General features: G+C 69.6%; 21 protein-coding genes. 11 read left to right on the top strand and 10 right to left on the bottom strand.

What is annotated here, in order from left to right; all coding sequences use genetic code 11:
• Window positions 1–7 precede the first annotated feature (7 nt).
• Both HQ306_RS10385 and HQ306_RS10380 read left to right on the top strand, forming a co-directional pair.
• Window positions 8–670, top strand: a complete 663-nt coding sequence (locus tag HQ306_RS10385; protein WP_027505189.1) for a TrkA family potassium uptake protein — start codon at window positions 8–10, stop codon at window positions 668–670.
• A gap of 59 nt (window positions 671–729) precedes the next feature.
• Window positions 730–1,395 carry a TrkA family potassium uptake protein gene (locus HQ306_RS10380; protein ID WP_027505188.1) on the top strand — a complete coding sequence of 222 codons (666 nt, stop codon included), beginning with the start codon at window positions 730–732 and terminating at the stop codon, window positions 1,393–1,395.
• Window positions 1,396–1,418: 23 nt separating this feature from the next.
• On the opposite strand, the gene HQ306_RS10375 is transcribed toward HQ306_RS10380, so the two are convergent.
• Window positions 1,419–2,108 (bottom strand): DUF3159 domain-containing protein, encoded by a 690-nt coding sequence (locus tag HQ306_RS10375; RefSeq protein ID WP_222630968.1) that lies wholly within the window; start codon window positions 2,106–2,108, stop codon window positions 1,419–1,421.
• Between the two features lie 37 nt (window positions 2,109–2,145).
• Window positions 2,146–2,523 (bottom strand): OB-fold nucleic acid binding domain-containing protein, encoded by a 378-nt coding sequence (locus HQ306_RS10370; RefSeq protein WP_027505186.1) that lies wholly within the window; start codon window positions 2,521–2,523, stop codon window positions 2,146–2,148.
• Between the two features lie 139 nt (window positions 2,524–2,662).
• Here HQ306_RS10370 and HQ306_RS10365 point away from each other — a divergent pair, with 139 nt between their 5' ends.
• Entirely contained in the window at window positions 2,663–3,367 is a 705-nt protein-coding gene (locus HQ306_RS10365; RefSeq protein ID WP_222630966.1) for an alpha/beta fold hydrolase, read from the top strand.
• Window positions 3,368–3,389: 22 nt separating this feature from the next.
• Here the strand turns inward: HQ306_RS10365 and HQ306_RS10360 are convergent, their stop codons facing one another.
• Both HQ306_RS10360 and dut read right to left on the bottom strand, forming a co-directional pair.
• On the bottom strand, window positions 3,390–4,232 hold the full coding sequence (locus HQ306_RS10360) for a DUF3710 domain-containing protein (protein ID WP_222630958.1): 843 nt from the start codon (window positions 4,230–4,232) through the stop codon (window positions 3,390–3,392).
• A 2-nt stretch (window positions 4,233–4,234) separates the two neighbouring features.
• Window positions 4,235–4,702, bottom strand: coding sequence for a dUTP diphosphatase (dut, locus tag HQ306_RS10355; RefSeq protein ID WP_027505183.1), 468 nt, complete (start codon window positions 4,700–4,702; stop codon window positions 4,235–4,237).
• 141 nt (window positions 4,703–4,843) lie between these two features.
• Between dut and HQ306_RS10350 the strand changes: the two genes are divergently transcribed.
• Window positions 4,844–5,389, top strand: a complete 546-nt coding sequence (locus tag HQ306_RS10350) for a DUF3093 domain-containing protein (RefSeq protein ID WP_268788562.1) — start codon at window positions 4,844–4,846, stop codon at window positions 5,387–5,389.
• A gap of 15 nt (window positions 5,390–5,404) precedes the next feature.
• Here HQ306_RS10350 and HQ306_RS10345 read toward each other — a convergent pair whose 3' ends face one another.
• Entirely contained in the window at window positions 5,405–5,707 is a 303-nt protein-coding gene (locus HQ306_RS10345) for a DUF4193 domain-containing protein (RefSeq protein ID WP_027505182.1), read from the bottom strand.
• Window positions 5,708–6,335: 628 nt separating this feature from the next.
• Here HQ306_RS10345 and cei point away from each other — a divergent pair.
• Complete coding sequence (cei, locus tag HQ306_RS10340; RefSeq protein WP_027505181.1) at window positions 6,336–7,016, top strand: envelope integrity protein Cei; 681 nt, start codon at window positions 6,336–6,338, stop codon at window positions 7,014–7,016.
• Between the two features lie 6 nt (window positions 7,017–7,022).
• Here cei and HQ306_RS10335 read toward each other — a convergent pair whose 3' ends face one another.
• Entirely contained in the window at window positions 7,023–7,934 is a 912-nt protein-coding gene (locus HQ306_RS10335; RefSeq protein WP_037185531.1) for an inositol monophosphatase family protein, read from the bottom strand.
• Window positions 7,935–8,080: 146 nt separating this feature from the next.
• On the opposite strand from HQ306_RS10335, the gene ppgK reads away from it, so the two are divergent.
• Window positions 8,081–8,893, top strand: a complete 813-nt coding sequence (ppgK, locus tag HQ306_RS10330) for a polyphosphate--glucose phosphotransferase (protein ID WP_081821182.1) — start codon at window positions 8,081–8,083, stop codon at window positions 8,891–8,893.
• A 247-nt stretch (window positions 8,894–9,140) separates the two neighbouring features.
• Window positions 9,141–10,514, top strand: a complete 1,374-nt coding sequence (locus HQ306_RS10325; RefSeq protein WP_222630956.1) for an RNA polymerase sigma factor — start codon at window positions 9,141–9,143, stop codon at window positions 10,512–10,514.
• A gap of 12 nt (window positions 10,515–10,526) precedes the next feature.
• On the opposite strand, the gene HQ306_RS10320 is transcribed toward HQ306_RS10325, so the two are convergent.
• A complete protein-coding gene (locus tag HQ306_RS10320) occupies window positions 10,527–10,874 on the bottom strand; it encodes a DUF952 domain-containing protein (protein WP_222630954.1) in 348 nt (115 codons plus the stop codon).
• Complete coding sequence (locus HQ306_RS10315) at window positions 10,871–11,818, bottom strand: DMT family transporter (RefSeq protein ID WP_222630953.1); 948 nt, start codon at window positions 11,816–11,818, stop codon at window positions 10,871–10,873. The genes HQ306_RS10320 and HQ306_RS10315 overlap by 4 nt, the downstream gene beginning before the upstream one ends.
• 242 nt (window positions 11,819–12,060) lie before the next feature.
• Between HQ306_RS10315 and HQ306_RS10310 the strand changes: the two genes are divergently transcribed.
• Complete coding sequence (locus HQ306_RS10310) at window positions 12,061–12,261, top strand: hypothetical protein (RefSeq protein WP_027505176.1); 201 nt, start codon at window positions 12,061–12,063, stop codon at window positions 12,259–12,261.
• Window positions 12,262–12,374: 113 nt separating this feature from the next.
• Here HQ306_RS10310 and HQ306_RS10305 read toward each other — a convergent pair whose 3' ends face one another.
• On the bottom strand, window positions 12,375–14,138 hold the full coding sequence (locus HQ306_RS10305; RefSeq protein ID WP_222630944.1) for a DEAD/DEAH box helicase: 1,764 nt from the start codon (window positions 14,136–14,138) through the stop codon (window positions 12,375–12,377).
• A 222-nt stretch (window positions 14,139–14,360) separates the two neighbouring features.
• Between HQ306_RS10305 and HQ306_RS10300 the strand changes: the two genes are divergently transcribed.
• A complete protein-coding gene (locus HQ306_RS10300) occupies window positions 14,361–15,503 on the top strand; it encodes a YihY/virulence factor BrkB family protein (protein ID WP_081821180.1) in 1,143 nt (380 codons plus the stop codon).
• On the opposite strand, the gene HQ306_RS10295 is transcribed toward HQ306_RS10300, so the two are convergent.
• Window positions 15,476–15,712, bottom strand: coding sequence for a DUF3039 domain-containing protein (locus tag HQ306_RS10295; protein ID WP_027505173.1), 237 nt, complete (start codon window positions 15,710–15,712; stop codon window positions 15,476–15,478). The genes HQ306_RS10300 and HQ306_RS10295 overlap by 28 nt on opposite strands.
• Before the next feature lie 94 nt (window positions 15,713–15,806).
• Here HQ306_RS10295 and HQ306_RS10290 point away from each other — a divergent pair, with 94 nt between their 5' ends.
• Together HQ306_RS10290 and HQ306_RS10285 are read left to right on the top strand one after the other, a co-directional pair.
• On the top strand, window positions 15,807–16,208 hold the full coding sequence (locus HQ306_RS10290) for a DUF3099 domain-containing protein (RefSeq protein WP_056444840.1): 402 nt from the start codon (window positions 15,807–15,809) through the stop codon (window positions 16,206–16,208).
• Between the two features lie 87 nt (window positions 16,209–16,295).
• Window positions 16,296–17,786: a class I SAM-dependent methyltransferase gene (locus HQ306_RS10285; protein ID WP_222631512.1), complete on the top strand. Its 1,491-nt coding sequence runs from the start codon at window positions 16,296–16,298 to the stop codon at window positions 17,784–17,786.
• The last annotated feature ends 47 nt before the right edge of the window (window positions 17,787–17,833 follow it).

Here is a 17,833-nt window from a genome sequence, read left to right as displayed (position 1 = left end):
GCGTCTGTTGTACGTAGTCGTCATGGGGTGTGGCCGCGTCGGCTCCGCCCTCGCGGGTGCACTCACCCGCATCGGCCACGAGGTCGCGGTCATCGACCGCGACCCCACCGCGTTCCACCGGCTCGGTCCCAACTTCACCGGACGTCAGGTGATCGGCATGGGGTTCGACCGGGACGTGCTCGTCGAGGCGGGCATCGAGAAGGCCGACGCACTGGCCGCGGTGTCCTCGGGCGACAACTCCAACATCATCTCCGCGCGTGTCGCCCGCGAGACGTTCGGTGTCGAGCGCGTCGTCGCGCGCATCTACGACGCCAAGCGCGCCGCGGTGTACGAACGCCTCGGCATCCCCACGGTGGCCACGGTGCCGTGGACGACGGATCGATTCCTGCACACGCTGATCCACGACAACGAGCTCACCAAGTGGCGCGATCCGTCGGGCAGCGTCGCGGTGGCCCGCCTCGACATCGGCGAGGGATGGGTGGGCAAGGGCGTGACCGCGCTCGAGAGTGCGACCAAGTCCCGAGTGGCCTTCATCATCCGCTTCGGTGCCGGACTCCTGCCCGACCGCAAGACGGTGATCCAGGCCGACGACGAGGTGTGGATCGCGGCGGTCGACGGCATGGTCGCCGAGGCCGTGGCGCTCGCGAGCAACCCTCCGCCCGAGGACTGACGGCTCCTGCCTCACCTCGTGTCCGTCCCCGCACCAGACCTGTCACCGAAGGATCCGTCATGAGAGTCGCCATCGCCGGAGCGGGAGCCGTGGGCCGTTCGATCGCCCGCGAGCTCCTCAGGTCCGACCATCACGTCCTGCTGATCGAACGCAAGGCCGACCACGTCGACCCGGCATCGGTCGAGGCGGCCGAGTGGATCCACGCGGACGCCTGCGAGCTGGCCACCCTCGAGGGCGCCGGCATCGAGTCGTACGACGTGGTCATCGCCGCCACGGGCGACGACAAGGCCAACCTGGTCCTGAGCCTGCTGGCGAAGACCGAGTTCGGCGTCGACCGAGTGGTCGCCCGCGTCAACGACCCGCGCAACGAGTGGCTCTTCGACGCGTCGTGGGGAGTCGACGTCGCCGTGTCGACACCGCGCATGCTGGCCTCGCTCGTCGAGGAGGCGGTCTCGGTGGGAGATCTGGTGCGCCTGATGACGTTGCGCCAGGGCAAGGCGAACCTCGTGGAGATCACGTTGCCGGCGAACACACCGCTGGCGGGCAAGCCGGTGCGCCGCATCACGCTTCCTCGCGACGTCGCGCTGGTCACCATCCTGCGCGGTGGTCGCGTCATCGTCCCGGAGAAGGACGACCCGCTCGAGGGCGGCGACGAACTGCTGTTCGTCACCACCGTCGACGTCGAGGACGAACTCCGCGAGGTGCTGGGACTCTCCCAGCGTTGACCGACAGGACCGACTGACAGCCGTCAGGGCTCGATGCGGTCCGCGTCCACGACCTCGGTGGTCTCGCTCTCCCGGTGCGTCGCTGCGGCCACGACAGCGTCGGCCCGTCGCACGGCCCAGAACGTGACGGCGAACGCGACCGCCGCGAGCGGCCAGCCCATCGCGATGCGGGCGACCGCGAGCCACCCGGTCTGGTCGGAGTCGTAGAGCTGCGATTGCACGACGTACCGCGCGACGAACACGAGAACCCAGGCGAACGTCGCGATGTCGTACGCGCGGACGGCGGCCCGATGCTCGCGCCAGGCCTTGCCGGTGCCGTTGAGGTAGCCCCACACGATGCCGACGAGCGGCCGACGAGCGAGGATCGAGACGAGGAACACCCCGCCGTACGCGAGCGAGGTGTAGATCCCGAACAGGAAGTAGCCCTTGGCGTCTCCGGTGCGGTAGGCGATGAACGCGCACACAGCCACGCCGAAGAATCCCGACACGGCCGGTTGGATCGGATCCCGCTTCACGAGGCGCCACACCAGGATCGCCACGGCCAGACCGAGGGCGGCCCAGATGGCCGCGGTGAGACCGGCGAGGGAGTTGACCGGAACGAAGACCAGCACGGGCAGGGTGGAGAACACCAGTCCGCTGACCCCACCGAGCTGGGACAGGATCGTCTCGGGAGGCGCGTCGTCGGTGGGCTGACTGTTCGGTGACTCGCTCATGCAGTTCAGGGTGCCAGACGATGCGGCTCCCGAAGAACTAGTCCTCGGTGCGCAGCTCGTAGTACGGGTTGTAGATGACCTTGCGGCCCTCGCGCTCCCCCACGCGACCACGGACCAGCAACTGCGTGCCGGACTCGATGCCGGCGATCTTGCGTCGGCCGATCCAGATCAGCGAGATGGTGTCGGTGCCGTCGAAGAACTCGGCCTCGACGATGGCGTTGGCGGCCTTGCTGCACGTCTCGACGCTGCGGAGCCGTCCGACCATGGTGACCTCGTCACCGCGAGTGCAATCGCATGCTCGTTGGGCGCCGGACGCCTTCGACGTCGACTCCAACTCCTCGGCATCGAGTTGATCGATGTCCTCGGTCAACTTCCGGGCCATGCGGCGGAAGTATCCTGCGGCAGCGGGTGCCATGAGTGCTCCTGGAGCGGTTCGCGCGGGCCTTCCGCGGCGGATGTTCTGCTTCTGTCAGCGCCACTGTAGACCTTTCCGAGCACGCCTCACCACACCCGGCCGGTCGGGTCGGTGAACGCCACGAGAAGATGCGGACACCATGGAGACAACCACCGTCGTACTGCTGCCCGGCACCGGCTCCGACGCGTCGTTCGTCGAGGGGGCCTTCGGTGATGTCGTGGCGGATCTCGGCTGGTCGCTGCGGGTGATCGAGCCCGAACCCGCCGACGTCGTCGGGGGCTACGTGCGGGCGCTCGACCACGTACGAGGCGCCGTTCGAGGGGACCTGATCGTGGGCGGTGTCTCACTCGGCGCGGCGGTCGCGGCGCGGTGGGCGCTCGACCGTCGGGGCGCCGCGCAGGGCGCCGTCCTCGCGATGCCGGCGTGGACCGGATCTCCGGGCGACTCCCCCGCTGCGGTCGGTGCCGCCGCGACGGCGGCGACGCTGCGGGCCCACGGCCTCGATGCGTCGGTGGCGGCGATGGCGCAGTCGAGTCCGCGGTGGCTCGCCGAGGCGCTGACGCGGTCGTGGCGAGCACAGTGGCCGCAGCTGCCGACGGCGCTGGACGACGCCGCCCGGTACGTGGCACCCACCCTCGACGACCTGCGATCCCTCGCGGTGCCGGTCGGCGTGGTGGCAGCGATCGACGACCCGGTGCATCCGCTCGGCGTCGCGCAGGACTGGTGCGCGGCTCTTCCCACGGCGCACCTCGACACCTTCGCGCTCGACGTCCTCGCCGCGTCCACGGGCGAGCTCGGCAGGCTGGGCGTCACCGCGTTCCGGCGTGCGACGGGCGGGTCCTAGTCGAGCTGCTCTCGCCGAGAACTCAGTCGAGCTGCTGCATCGCCGAACCGGAGGGCCCGCGCCGACGTTGCGCCTCGGCAGCGGCGTCCGCGTCGGGGGCCTGCTGCTGAGGTACCTGCTGCTGGGGCACCTGCTGCTGGGGTACCTGCTGCTGCACCGCCGCCTGTGCCTGCGCCTGTGCGGCCGCCAGCTGCTGTTGCTGCGCGGCCGCGAGCTGCTGAGCGAGTGCCGGCGGCAGACTGATGGGCAACGGCGTCCGCACCGGGTGCGGATCCGAGCCGCGATCGACCACGGTCGCCGCCACGACGGCACGCGCCTGCTCGACCAGCGGCGATCCGGCCTCGACACTGCCTGCCGGTCCGCTCGCCACGCCGCGGATCATCCAGCGGTACCCGTCGACGCCGATGAAACGCAGATCCCCGCCGGCCGCGGAGCCCACCACCTCACGGCCCCACGGGCCGGTCTCGGTGGCCACCCGCGCGTTGTCGCGGCGCAGCGTGTCGGCCAACTCTGCGGCGACGTCACGCCACTGACCGGGCGACTTCGGAGCGGCGAAGGCCGCCACGGTGATGCGCCCGTTCGGAGTGACGATGTGGACGGCCTGGGGTGCGCCGGCCTGCGTCATCTCGACCTGCAGCTGTCCGCCGGCCGGAAGCATCAACAGCACGGATCCCAGATCGAGCCGTCCCTCCGCGATGCTCTCGCGGTCGCCGTCCAGGTCGTCGATCGACCACGGCCCGGTGGTGTCGTCCGCCGTACCGTCCACCTCGTCGACCTCGTCCACCTCCTCGACCTCGACGTCCTGCGCGGAGTCGAGATCGGTGGCGTCGACGTCGTCGCGCCCCTTCTTCTTGCGTCCGAACATGCTCAGTTCTCCTTCTCGCTGGCGGTGACGGCATCGAGAACCGCGTGTCCGCCGCTGGAGCCGTAGCCGCCGACACCCCGGGTGGTGTCGTCCAGCTCGGCCACCTCGACGAAATCGGGCAGTTCGACCCGCTGCACCAGCAGCTGGGCGATGCGGTCCCCGCGCCGCAGTTCGATGGGGGTGCGTGGATCGTGGTTGATGAGGCAGACTCTGATCTCGCCGCGATAACCGGCATCGACCGTTCCCGGCGTGTTGACCACCGACAATCCCGCTCGCGCGGCGAGGCCGGACCGGGGGTGGATCAGGCCGACGGTGCCGACCGGCAGCGCCACGGCGATGCCCGTACCGACCATGGCACGCTCACCGGGTTCGATGACGACGTCGACGGTGGAACACAGGTCCACGCCCGCGTCACCGGCGTGTGCACGGACGGGCAGCGGGATGTCCGGATCGAGTCGTCTGACGGCCACCGTCTCGACGGCCTGTGCCGATCCCTGGTCTCCGCGGGTCGTGCGTGTCGCCGTCTCGGCCGTCAGATCGCTCACATCGGTCGAGATTACTCGCCGATGCACCGTCGACCTCCCGCCCGTCCGACCCTCTACTCTGGAGAGGTGTCCGACGCAGCTTCGAGAGAGACCTCAGCAGATCACGCCACCCGGACGTCCGGGACGGCACACGACGGCGGGGGTGAGACGGTCGTCTACAGCGAACGGCTCCGCGTACCCGTCTGGTACTGGGTGGCCGCGATCGGCGTCGCGGCGATCCTCTCGGCCGAGGTGCACATGGGATCACCCGGCGTGATGGCCTGGCTGCCGTACGTGGTGCTGGTGCCGTTCGCGATCTGGGTGGTCACGTACCTGGGCCGGATGCGCGTCGAGGTGACGGAGCAGAACGGCGAGCGCATGCTGCACGCCGGCAAGGCTCGGCTCCCCGCATCGGTGATCGATCGGGTGGCGGTGGTTCCGGGGACGGCGAAGAGTGCCGCCCTCGGACGCCAGCTCGACCCCTCCGCCTTCGTTCAGCATCGTTCGTGGGTCAAGCCGATGGTGTTGGTCGTCCTCGACGACGAGAACGACCCGACACCGTACTGGTTGGTGAGCACCCGGAACCCGGATGCAGTGGCTGCGGCTCTGACTCCGCAGCCACCGACCTCCTGACGGAGGTCTCCTCGGTCAGGCCGCGCAGTCGCGGCAGACCAGAACGCCGCCGTTGTCGGACGACAGCCGCGAGCGGTGATGCACCAGGAAGCAGCTCGAGCACGTGAACTCGTCGGCCTGCTTCGGCACGACACGCACGGACAGTTCCTCACCGGACAGGTCTGCGCCCGGCAGTTCGAAGGACTCCGCGGTGTCTGTCTCGTCGATGTCGACGACGGCGGACTGCGCCTCGTTGCGGCGTGCCTTCAGTTCTTCGAGGGAGTCCTCCGACACGTCGTCGGACTCGGTACGGCGTGGTGCGTCGTAATCGGTGGCCATGTTGTTCCCCTTACCTTCCTGCTGAGACCGGGTGTGCCCGGTCTCCTTCGATCGCCTTCATGGGGGATGTTCAAGACGTCGACCGCTTCTTGTTCGACGAACTCGTCCTCTGTCGGACTCACACCCTCGGATCCCGATGCAGGTCGTTCGTGTTCCTCGTCTGCTGTTCGTGGCAGAACATCGATCCGGTCGGACTTCTTCCCGACTTCCGCCGGGAGGATCTCCGTCCTTCTCGCTCACCTATTCGCAGCCGTCGTCCTGACGGATGACGGCCGGCGTGCGGGTGAGCCGACTGTGCCCGAATCCCCGTGACGGGAAACATTCTCTTGCTGCGGGCGTGCAGGCCCGAGGAGCCCGACCGGCCGTGAGTTCGATCCGCCGGGCCGCCAGACAATAGCCGACGACGAGCCGGTGTGGAAAACACCCTGCCCAGCGCGGTGTGTCGTGGCGCGACCGGCTCCCGGAGGAACCGCATCTCCCCTGTTCACCCCGGCCGACGCCGTCGACCGTGCAGACGTTCCCACCTGCCGTGCGTCGCGCGTCACATGCCGACGCGGCCCACTACAGTGAGCGAGTCACCGCCCGTGACACGACAGCGCGACACGTATCAGCAGAAGGGCACGCTCCCGTGGTCTCACTCATCACTCACGGCTCCTCGACCGACGACAAGGGGCGGCCGTACGCGCGGCGTCGGGCCTTCCCGATCCTCGTGGTGCTCGTCGTGCTCGCCCTCGCCGGTGCGGCCGTGTGGGTGAACATCCTGACCACGACCGAGACCGGCACGGACGCCGTCGCCTGCAACGCCCCCCAGCCGGCCTCCGATCCCGCCGCCCCCGCGGCCGCCGAGCCCGGCAGCGTCGTGGACGCCTCGGTGGTCACGGACACCCAGCCCGCCCCGTTGTCCGCCACCCGCGTGCGCGTGTTCAACGCGAACGGACAGGGCGGCCAGGCCGCCGAGATCGCCGCCGATCTCAGCGATTTCGGCTTCGCCAGCGCACCGGACGTGCAGGTGGGCAACGACCCGGTCTACGTCGACCAGAACATGCAGTGCATAGCTCAGATCCGGTTCGGCGCGGCCGGCGTGGCCGCCGCGGGCACCGTCGCACTGGTCGCGCCGTGCGCCGAGTTCGTTCAGGACACCCGCGAGGACGACACCGTGGATCTCGCGCTGGGCACCAACTTCCGTGCGCTGGAACCGAACACCGACGGTGAGGAGGTCATCCGCTCGCTCGCGGACGTCGCTCCGGGCGCCGCGGCACCGAACCTCGACGTCGATCTGCTCGCCGCCGCGCATCGCGTCAACTGCTGACGCGGGTCAGGCCTTAGCGATGGCGGCGACGCCACCGAGACGGTCGAGTACGGACAGGAACCCGTCTGCCACACCTTCCGCCACGGCGATCGTCACCTCGCCGTCGTCGCTGCGGGAGTGCGGCGACGGAGTGATCACCCGCGCACCCGCCTCCGCCGCGACCAGAGCGCCCGCCGCCCAGTCCCACGGGCTGAGCCCGTGCTCGAAGTGGGCGTCGACGCGCCCCGCCGCCACCATGCACAGATCCAGTGCCGCCGAGCCGATGCGACGAACGTCCCGCACCTCGGGGAGCAGAGCCGCGATCAGCGCGCCCTGACGGCGGCGGCGCGCCGCGTCGTAACCGAATCCCGTGGCCACCAACGTGAGTGCCACGTCGTCGATGTCGTTGACTCGCAGGCGCACCCAGTCTCCGCCCGCGTCCGAGCACCACGCGCCGCCGCCGAGCGACGCCGCGTACGTGCGATCCCCCACCACGTCCTCCACGGCGCCCGCCACCGACGCACCGTCGATCTGCGCGGCCACGGAGACCGAGTAGGCCGGGATGCCGTAGAGGAAGTTCACGGTGCCGTCGATCGGATCGAGGACCCACCGGACACCGGACGGGGCGATGTCCTCCCCGCCGCCCTCCTCGCCCAGTACCGCGTCGTCGGGACGCAGCCGGCTCAACAGGTCCCGGATGACGTGTTCGGTCTCGGTGTCGACCACCGTCACCGGATCGGTGGGCGTCGACTTCGACCGGACGGCGTCCACCGCCGCACCGCCCGCGCCGAACACCTCCGGCCGACGCCGACGTACGTGGCGTCCCGCCTCACGTGCGACGTCGACGGCGATGCGGCGCAACATCTCCGGGTCGAGGGCGCTCGTCGAGTCGTCCTGCGGCAGATCGTCATGAGGAGTCACCCGGTAATCCGAACACATCGGGCGGCGGAACGGTACGGCGCGCCACCCGCCGCGGTGCCGCGCGACCGGGAACGCCGCCAGCAACTAGGGTGACGTGCGCGCACCAGATCTCGCACGAACGCGCCGGTCGCCGACGCGTGCGTACGCCACCAGGAGGTTCTGTCATGACGAACGACCACACCGAACCCGGCCCGGTCTCCATCGCCGGGAAGACGGGCTCGCACCCCGAGGGCCGAGGCTTCGGTGTCGACGTCGGTGGCAGTGGCGTCAAGGGTGGCGTGGTCGATCTCGCCACCGGCGAACTGATCGGCGAACGCTACAAGATCGAGACCCCGCAACCGTCGACTCCCACGGCCGTGGCCGAGACGGTCGCGGCCATCGTCGACCACTTCGAGTGGACCGGGGACGTGGGCATCACCCTCCCCTGCGTCGTCACCGGTGGCGTGGCGCGAACCGCCGCGAACGTCGACAAGGGCTGGATCGGGACCGACGCCGGCGCGCTGTTCCGCGACCATCTCGGGGGTCGTTCGGTGACCGTGCTCAACGACGCCGACGCCGCGGGCATCGCGGAGGACAAGTTCGGCGGCGGCAAGGACTCCAAGGGTGTGGTCATCCTGCTGACCTTCGGCACCGGCATCGGATCCGCGATCCTGCAGAACGGTGTCCTCCTGCCCAACACGGAGCTCGGGCACATGGAGGTGGACGGCAAGGAGGCCGAGCACCGCGCCGCGTCGTCGGTCAAGGACGACAACGGACTGTCGTACAAGGCGTGGGCCAAAGAGGTCTCGCGCGTGCTCGAGCGCATCGAGGATCTGTTCTGGCCGGACCTCTTCATCGCCGGCGGCGGCATCAGCCGCAAAGCCGAGAAGTGGATCCCCCTGCTCACCAACCGCACCCCGGTGCAGCCCGCGACGCTGCGCAACGCCGCCGGAATCGTCGGCGCGGCCCTCGCCGCACAGTCCGGTGTGGCGCCCTGATTCTCGTCGAGGGCGAACACGCGCCCCTCTGACCTGCGCCGCGTCGGCTCGCCGATGCGCGATGTGACTCACACCCCACTGCCGGCGAGCCGGGAACCTCGGCGTCCTCCCGCGCGTTGGTGCTGTGCACTCGCGGCGGTCGTTACAATGGTCCACGCCCCGGTTTCACGCCGGGAAATCCACAGACCTCTCCGCCGGATCATCACTCTGGCGTGACGCCGCACGACACCGTCACGAAAGGGCGTACGTGGCAGCCATCGATATTCGTCAGACCGCGGACACCGCGCCGGCAGTCGACAGCACTCCGGCCGTCGACACCGCGTCGGCCGACGGCACCGCACCCGGCGCCGTCGGAACCGCACCCGCGAAGGCCCCGGCCAAGAAGGCGGCCCCGCGCAAGGCAGCAGCCAAGAAGGCCGCGCCGCGCAAGGCCGCAGCGAAGACCGCAGCGAAGAAGGCGACGTCTCCTGCGACCGGCGACGACGCCGACGAGCCCACCGCGGACATCGAGGACATCGACGTTCCCGAGGGCGAGCTCGCAGCCGAGTCGGACGTCGTCGAGGTCGTCGCCGTCGGCGACGAGGTCGAGGACGACGCGACCACCGAACCCACGCCGGAGGACAAGGCGTCGGGCGACTTCGTGTGGGACGAGGAGGAATCCGAGGCGCTGCGACAGGCCCGCAAGGACGCCGAACTCACCGCCTCCGCCGACTCCGTCCGCGCCTACCTCAAGCAGATCGGCAAGGTCGCCCTCCTCAACGCCGAGGAGGAGGTCGAGCTCGCCAAGCGCATCGAGGCCGGTCTCTACGCCGTCCAGCTCATGGCCGAGTCCGCCGAGAAGGGCGAGAAGCTCCCCGTGGCCCAGCGCCGCGACATGACCTGGATCTGCCGCGACGGCAACCGGGCGAAGAACCACCTGCTCGAGGCCAACCTGCGCCTCGTGGTCTCGCTGGCCAAGCGCTACACGGGCCGCGGCATGGCGTTCCTGGACCTCATCCAGGAGGGCAACCTCGGTCTGATCCGCGCGGTGGAGAAGTTCGACTACACCAAGGGCTACAAGTTCTCGACGTACGCGACGTGGTGGATCCGTCAGGCCATCACCCGCGCCATGGCGGACCAGGCCCGCACCATTCGTATCCCGGTGCACATGGTCGAGGTCATCAACAAGCTCGGACGCATCCAGCGTGAGCTCCTGCAGGACCTGGGTCGTGAGCCCACTCCCGAGGAGCTCGCCAAGGAGATGGACATCACGCCCGAGAAGGTGCTGGAGATCCAGCAGTACGCTCGCGAGCCGATCTCCCTCGACCAGACCATCGGCGACGAGGGCGACAGCCAGCTCGGCGACTTCATCGAGGACTCCGAGGCCGTCGTCGCCGTCGACGCGGTGTCGTTCACCCTCCTGCAGGACCAGCTCCAGTCGGTTCTCGAGACCCTCTCCGAGCGCGAGGCGGGTGTCGTGCGACTGCGTTTCGGCCTCACCGACGGCCAGCCGCGCACGCTCGACGAGATCGGCCAGGTCTACGGGGTCACGCGTGAGCGCATCCGACAGATCGAGTCGAAGACCATGTCGAAGCTGCGGCACCCGAGCCGGTCGCAGGTGCTGCGCGACTACCTCGACTGACAGTTCCGCACCTCACCCGACGGCGACGAACGTCCCGTCGTCGTCGGGTGGGTAGGGCTGCACCTCGACCACCGCGGTGAGCGGTACCGGTCCGTAGAGGTGCGGGAACAGCATCGAACTCGGATCGCCGGGTACTCCCGGCTCCCATTCCAGCCGGTCCTTCAGTCGAGTGGGGTTCAACGACAGCAGCACGATGTCCCGGCGCCCGGCGAACAGCCGGTTGGCCGGGAGATGAACCTGCTGCGGCGTCGACAGATGGACGAACCCCTGCTCGGCGAGCGACGCGGGTGCCACCTCCCCCGCGGCCACACTCGCCTCCCAGTCCGCCGCCGGGCACATGTGTACCAGGATCTCGGTCATCGGCCGTCCTCTCGTGTCGGGTCCTGCAGTCGCGTCGTGTCGGCCGGCGGCGCCGGTCGTGCGCGTCGTTCCACACCGCCCAGCGCGACGGCGACGATCACACACAGGATGCCCGCGAGTTCGGCGATCGAGGGCACCTGCCTCAGCACCACGACGCCGACCACCGTCGCAGTGGTGGGCAGCAACGCGAGCAACAACGCGAACCGTGCCCGTCCGACCGTGCGCAGGACCACCTGGTCGAGCGCGTAGGGGATCACGCTCGACAACACACCCACCCCGACACCCAGCAGCCACGTGGACGGCGCGGTGAACACCGACGGATCGTCGAGTACCTGGGGCGTCAACGCGAGCGGGGCGAGGATCACCGACGCCACCGCCATGCCGACGGCGAGGGAGTCCAGCCCGTCGCCCGCCGTCGCGACCGACTTCCCGAGCACCACGTAGCCGGCCCACAGTCCGGCGGCGAGGAGTGCGAAACCGACCCCGACCAGGCCCACGTCGAATCGCGCTCCGGCCACCAGCGCGACTCCCGCGACCACCAGGACGAGTGCGAGCACGTCGCGAGCGCGCCGCGATCCGAGTGCGGCGACGAGGACAGGACCGAGGAACTCGATCGCCACGGCGGTGCCCAACGGGATGCGGGCGATCGCCTCGTAGAACGCCAGGTTCATTCCCACCGTGACGACACCGAACCCACCGGCCACCGCGATGGTGCGGGCCGTCCATCGCGTGCGCCAGGGACGACGCCAGGCCAGCAGAACGGCCGCTGCGCCTGCCGCGCGCAGCCACGCCACGGCCGCCGGCGAGATGGTGTCGAACAGATGGACGCCGATGGCGGCACCGAGATACTGCGCGAGCGCTCCGACCACGAAGACGAACGGCACCGACCACGGCGGGAACGAACGCCCCACCGACGCGAGGCCGCGCACGTCCACATCCGTCATGGTCGAACCGTATCCACCGGTCGCGACACGGGCGCACAGGGGCGGGTGAGTTCTGCCGACAGCGAACGATGCTCGGGAGGGACGTGATTCACCAGCATGTTTCGTGTCTGTGACAACACACGGCCATCCGCGTGGGAACAACGCACGAACCCCATACGTCTGTAAGAGTGAACGAACCGCGTCGAACCGACGTGGCGGACCGACCCCAGGACCGTGGTAGTCACGGTCAGTACGGAGGAGTCATGCCCGAATTGTTGACCGACACCACCCTCACCGCTGCCGACAGGTGTGATCGTTGCGGAGCGGGAGCGCGGGTGCGTGCCGTCCTCCCCACCGGCGGAGAACTGCTGTTCTGCCGTCACCACGCCAACGAGCACGAAGCGCGTCTCCTCGAGATGAACGCCACCATCGTCGCTGACGCGGATTCCGACGCCATGGCGTGATGACCGGGGCACTCGGTCCCACAGCATCAGCACTCGACTCCTGACACCACGAAGGGCGACCACCGATCCGGTGGTCGCCCTTCGTCGTGCGCGGGGCTCGTGCAGTGCTGCGATCACCACGAACGCAGGGCCGAGATCCTCTCGGTGAGCTGCTCCGCCGTCGCGATCGCGGTGGGCGGCCCACCACAGCTCCGTCGGAGTTCGCCGTGGATGATGCCGTGGGCCTTGCCGGTGCGGTGGTGATGCATCGCCACCAGGCCGTTGAGCTCCTTGCGCAGATCTGCCAGCTTCGCGGCGTCCGCGGACCGCCCGGCGGGCGGGAGGGTGACCGGAGCCGGAGTCTCCGTGGGCGTCGCCGGGCGTGCCAGCTGCGTCTCCTGCCGTTTCCGCAACAGCGCGCGCATCTGGTCGCCGTCCAACAGGCCCGGCAGGCCGAGATAGTCCGCCTCGTCGTCGCTGCCCGAGAACGTCGCGGTGCCGAAGGAGGAGCCGTCGAAGATCACCTGGTCGAGCTCTGCGTCGGCACCGAGCGAGGTGAACGCCTTCTCCTCCTCGCCGGGCTCGTCCTTCTGCTGGTTCGCCTCGATGAGCAGGTCGTCGTCGAGACCGTCCTTCTCCCGGTGCGGCTTCCCGATGACGTGGTCGCGCTGCGCCTCGAGCTGGCTGGCCAGGTCCAGGAGCACCGGCACCGAGGGCAGGAACACGCTCGCCGTCTCACCCTTGCGGCGAGAACGCACGAAGCGCCCGACGGCCTGGGCGAAGTACAGCGGTGTGGAGGCGCTGGTCGCGTAGACGCCGACCGCGAGGCGCGGGACGTCCACGCCCTCCGACACCATGCGCACGGCCACCATCCAGGTCGACGTTCCCGCGCCGAACTCGGCGATGCGGGCCGAGGACCCGGGATCGTCGGACAGCACGAGCGTCGGGGTCTCCCCCGTCGCCGCCTCGAGGATTCCCGCGTAGGCGCGCGCGGTGGTCTGATCCGACGCGATGACGAGGCCACCCGCGTCGGGAATGCCGCCCTGACGGAGTTGGTGCAGCCGGGTGTTGGCCGCGGCGAGCACCGACGGCACCCACTCACCGGACGGGTCGAGAGCGGTACGCCAGGCCCGCGCCGTCTGCTCGGCGCTGAGCGGCTCCCCGAGACGGGCGGCGAACTCCTCGCCCGCACTGTTGCGCCAGCGTGCCTCGCCCGAGTACGCGAGGAAGACGACCGGCCGCACGACACCGTCCGCCAGCGCGTCGGCGTAGCCGTAGCTGTGGTCCGGGCGCGACCGGGGCAGGCCCTCGTCGTCCGGCTCGTAGTTCACGAAAGGAATGGGGCTGTCGTCGCTGCGGAAGGGCGTTCCCGTCAATGCCAGGCGGCGCGTCGCGTCGCCGTAGGCCTCGCGGATGCCCTCGCCCCAGCTCTTGGCGTCACCGCCGTGGTGGATCTCGTCGAGGATCACGAGCGTCTTGCGGTTCTCGGTCCGCACCCGGTGGCGGGAAGGGTGCGACGCCACCTGTGCGTACGTGACGACGATGCCGTGGAAGTCGCTGGACGTCTGCCCGGTGCTGTTGGAGAAGCGGGAGTCGAGGGCGAGTCCGACGCGCGCCGCCGCCTCCGCCCACTGGTGCTTGAGGTGCTCGGTGGGAGCGACGACCGTGACCTGGTCCACGGTGCGGTCGCTCAGCAGCTCGAGCGCCACGCGGAGCGCGAACGTGGTCTTGCCGGCTCCCGGAGTGGCGACGGCCAGGAAGTCGGTCGGACCCGCCGACAGGTACTTCGTGAGCGCTCGCCGCTGCCAGGCGCGCAGTGGCGGCAGGGCGAATCCGGCCGGCCCTGTCACAGGGAGACCTCCTGCGCTGTCGACCTTCTCGCCGATCTCGGCCGTCATGAACGGGCCTCGTCCGGCGCCGTACGTCCACCTGAAAGGATGCGAACCACCCGTGGCATGGAACTCCCGTTCGGCTCGTCGTCTCGTGTGCACATCCGTCGATCAGACTATCGCGGACGTCGGCGCGCCCACCAATGCGCACGTCGCCGCCGGTGCCCGCGACGGCGACACACCGGGCCGGGACGTGCCCGAGCGACGCCGGTGGGCCATGCTGGAGTCATCATGAGCGCACCCGCCGACAACACGTCCGATCGGGACACCGCGGCAGCGTCGACGCCCGACGGAGAGCCGGGGCCCGGTCCCGTCCCGGGACGGCCGCTGCGCACGGCCTGGCGCGTCGTCGCGAGGACGGCGGGCAAGGCGTGGGACGACTCCATCTTCGGCAAGTCCGCCACCGCCGCCTTCTGGCAGACCCTGTCGCTGCCGCCGCTGGTGCTCGCACTCCTCGGCAGCCTCACCTACATCGCGGGGTGGTTCGGACCGAACACTCTCGACATCATCGAGTCGAAGATCGTGACGTTCAGCTCCACGCTGTTCAGCGACAACGTCGTGGACGAGATCATCGCCCCCACGCTGACGGACATCCTCAACAGCGGACACGGTCCCGTCGTGTCCGTGGGCTTCCTGCTGTCGTTGTGGGCCGGCTCGTCGGCGATCTCCACCTTCGTCGACTCCATCGTCGAGGCACACGGTCAGCAGGACGCGCGCAACCCCGTGTGGCAGCGCATCTTCGCTCTGCTGCTGTACGTCGCGTTCCTGATCGTCGCGGTGTTCGTCCTGCCCCTCGTCGCGCTGGGGCCCACCATCATCGGTCGGGTGCTGCCGTCGTCGTGGTTCGAGATCGGCTCGCAGGTGATCGACATCGCGTACTACCCGGGTGTCGGACTGCTGCTCATCGTCGGCCTGACGACGCTCTACAAGGTGGCTCTGCACACCTCGCTGCCGTGGCACCGCCTGCTCGGCGGATCGCTGCTGGCCGGAGTGTTCTTCATGCTGGCGAGTGCGGTGCTGCGCACCTACCTGTCCTGGGTGACCGGAACGGGCTACACCTACGGCGCGCTCGCGGCTCCGATCGCCTTCCTGCTCTTCACGTTCTTCCTGGGATTCGCGGTGGTGCTGGGGGCGGAGTTCAACGCCACGGTCCAGGAGTTCTGGCCGGCGCGCGCCACACGCATGGACCAGGTCAAGGGATGGATCGCCGAGAAGGCAGCCGATCCGGGTGCGGGCACCGTCGGCGCTCTCGGCCGGCTGGCCACCGGCCCGATCCGCATCGCACGGTCGGATCGGGACGGCGGCGAGTCACCGGAGAAGCGTCAGGTGACGCGTGATCGGCAGGATCACTCGCCCTTGCGCAAGCCGTCGTAGACCTTCTTGCAGTCGGGGCACACGGGTGACCCGGGCTTGGCCGACTTCGTGACGGGAAAGACCTCGCCGCACAGTGCGACGACGTGGGTGCCCATCACCGCGCTCTCGGCGATGCGGTTCTTCTTCACGTAGTGGAAGAACTTCGGAGTGTCGTCGTCGGTGGTCTCGTCGGTGCTGACGTCGGGGCGTTCCTTGGTCTGCGTGCTCATGCATCGATTATGACGGTTGTTCCCGACACGCGCGTCGCACATCTCACCACCTCCGATTACTGCACACTTCGTTCAGTAGTGACACAGTGGAGTCATGGCACACGACGGCATCTCACCCCGCGACAGCGTTCGCGAGGCCGTACTGATCACCGAGGCACGAACGTCGGTCGAGGAACAGCACCGAGCGCGCGTGCGCAAATACCTCTTCATCATGTCTTTCCGTATCCCGGCGCTGGTCCTCGCGGCGCTGTCGTACGGCGCGTGGCAGAACCCGTGGATCGCCATGGCCATCGTCGGCGTGTCCATTCCTCTCCCGTGGATGGCAGTCCTGATCGCCAACGACCGACCGCCGCGGACCGCGGACGAGCCCAGCCGCTACGGCTGGCGGGCGACCGACTCCACCGCGCTGGAGGCCCGCAGCCACCCGGTGGTGAACCTCGACGAGGAACCCGATCTCGACCGCCGCGCGATCTCGAATCCGCGCGCCACGTCCTGAGACGGGTCCGTCCCGAGATCGGTCTGCTGACACACTGACGCGGTGACCGACTCGAACCACCGCACCTCGCCTCCCCCGTCCGTCCCGGTGGACGCGGACCGCCTCGTCGACCTCGCGTCCACGTTGCGGGTCGCGTTCGACCGAGCGGACTTCACTGCGGACGGGATCCTGCAGGCACTGGGCGACTCGGTTCATGCCGCGTTAGGACGTGGCGAACCCGCACCGGTGCGACGCCGGTGCGGAGAACTCGGTCCCCTCGGCACGCTCGTCCGGCTGTTCCTGCTCTCCGACGACGTGGCGATCGACGCCGCGACCACCGCCCTCGCGCCGACGACACTCGACGGGGCGGTCGCTGCCGGCCTCCTCGAGACCGGCAGCGACACCGTGCGCAGTCTGCTCGACATCCGCCCCCTCGATCTCGGCACGGGCACGCGGTGGGTGGTGTCCGACATCGACGGCAGCATGCGCGACGTCCGTATCGGATCCGATCACGTGCTCGGCGTCGGGCACGCGTCGCTGTCGCTGGTCCGCGGGACACCCACCCGTGTCGACGGGAGTCCGCCCACCGTCCTGGATCTCGGTACCGGCTGCGGCATCCAGGCGCTCCACGCGGCGCCGTACGCCCGGTCGATCACCGCCACCGACGTCAGTGATCGGGCCATCGCCCTCACCCGCATGACGGCTGCCCTCAACGGTCTGGACTTCGAGACGATCCCGGGCTCGTGGTTCGCACCCGTCGCGGGGCGGACCTTCGATCGCATCGTCGCCAACCCGCCCTTCGTCGTCGGATCGGGCCGAGTCTCCCACTCCTACCGCGATTCCGGCCTGGACCTCGACGGTGCCAGCAGCCTCGTCGTGGGAGCGGCACCGGAGCATCTCGCTCCCGGCGGGACCGCCTCGTTGCTCGCCTCCTGGGTTCACGTGGACGGTGAGGACTGGCGGTCACGGGTCACCTCCTGGCTGCCGGACCACGGTGTCGACGCGTGGATAGTGCAGCGCGACATCGCGGACCCCGCTCTCTACGTGGGCACGTGGCTGCGGGACGGTGGCCTCGATCTGCGAGACCCGGCCGTCGACGAGACGGCGACCGCCTGGCTCGATCACCTCGACGCCGCCGGCGTCACGGGTGTCGGCTTCGGCTTCGTGTACCTCCGCCGGACCGACCGGCCCACCAGCGTCCTCGCGGAGGACCTGATGCACGGGTACGAGGATCCCCTCGGCGACGAGGCACTCGACGTCCTGGACCGGGTGGACTGGCTCCGCACACACGATCTGCTCGACGAGTGTGTGGCCGTCGCCCCGACCACGGCACTCGAGGAGGTCTCCACCCCCGATCCGGACGGTGGGTGGACCACCGTCGTACGCCGGGTCCACCGCGGCGACGGGCCCGCGTGGTCCCACGAGATCGATGCGGACGGGGCGGCACTCCTGGCCGGGATGCGCGCGGGCGGACTGACGGTCGGCGACCTCACCGAGCTTCTCGCGGCCGCACGCGGTGTGGACGCCGCGGAGCTGACGGACTCGGTCGTCGCGTTGGTCGCGGGGCTCGTCGTGCACGGGTTGGTGATCCCCACCTGAGCCGAGCAGTCGTTTCTCTCAGCAACTTCTCAGGGCTGAGGTGGTGA

Origin of the sequence: Rhodococcus sp. BP-160 (assembly GCF_019836205.1) — a bacterium.
In the GTDB taxonomy this organism is placed as follows: Bacteria; Actinomycetota; Actinomycetes; order Mycobacteriales; family Mycobacteriaceae; genus Rhodococcoides.
The sequence above is the reverse complement of the archived record's forward strand: the minus strand, read 5'-3'. Positions and strand labels throughout refer to the sequence as shown.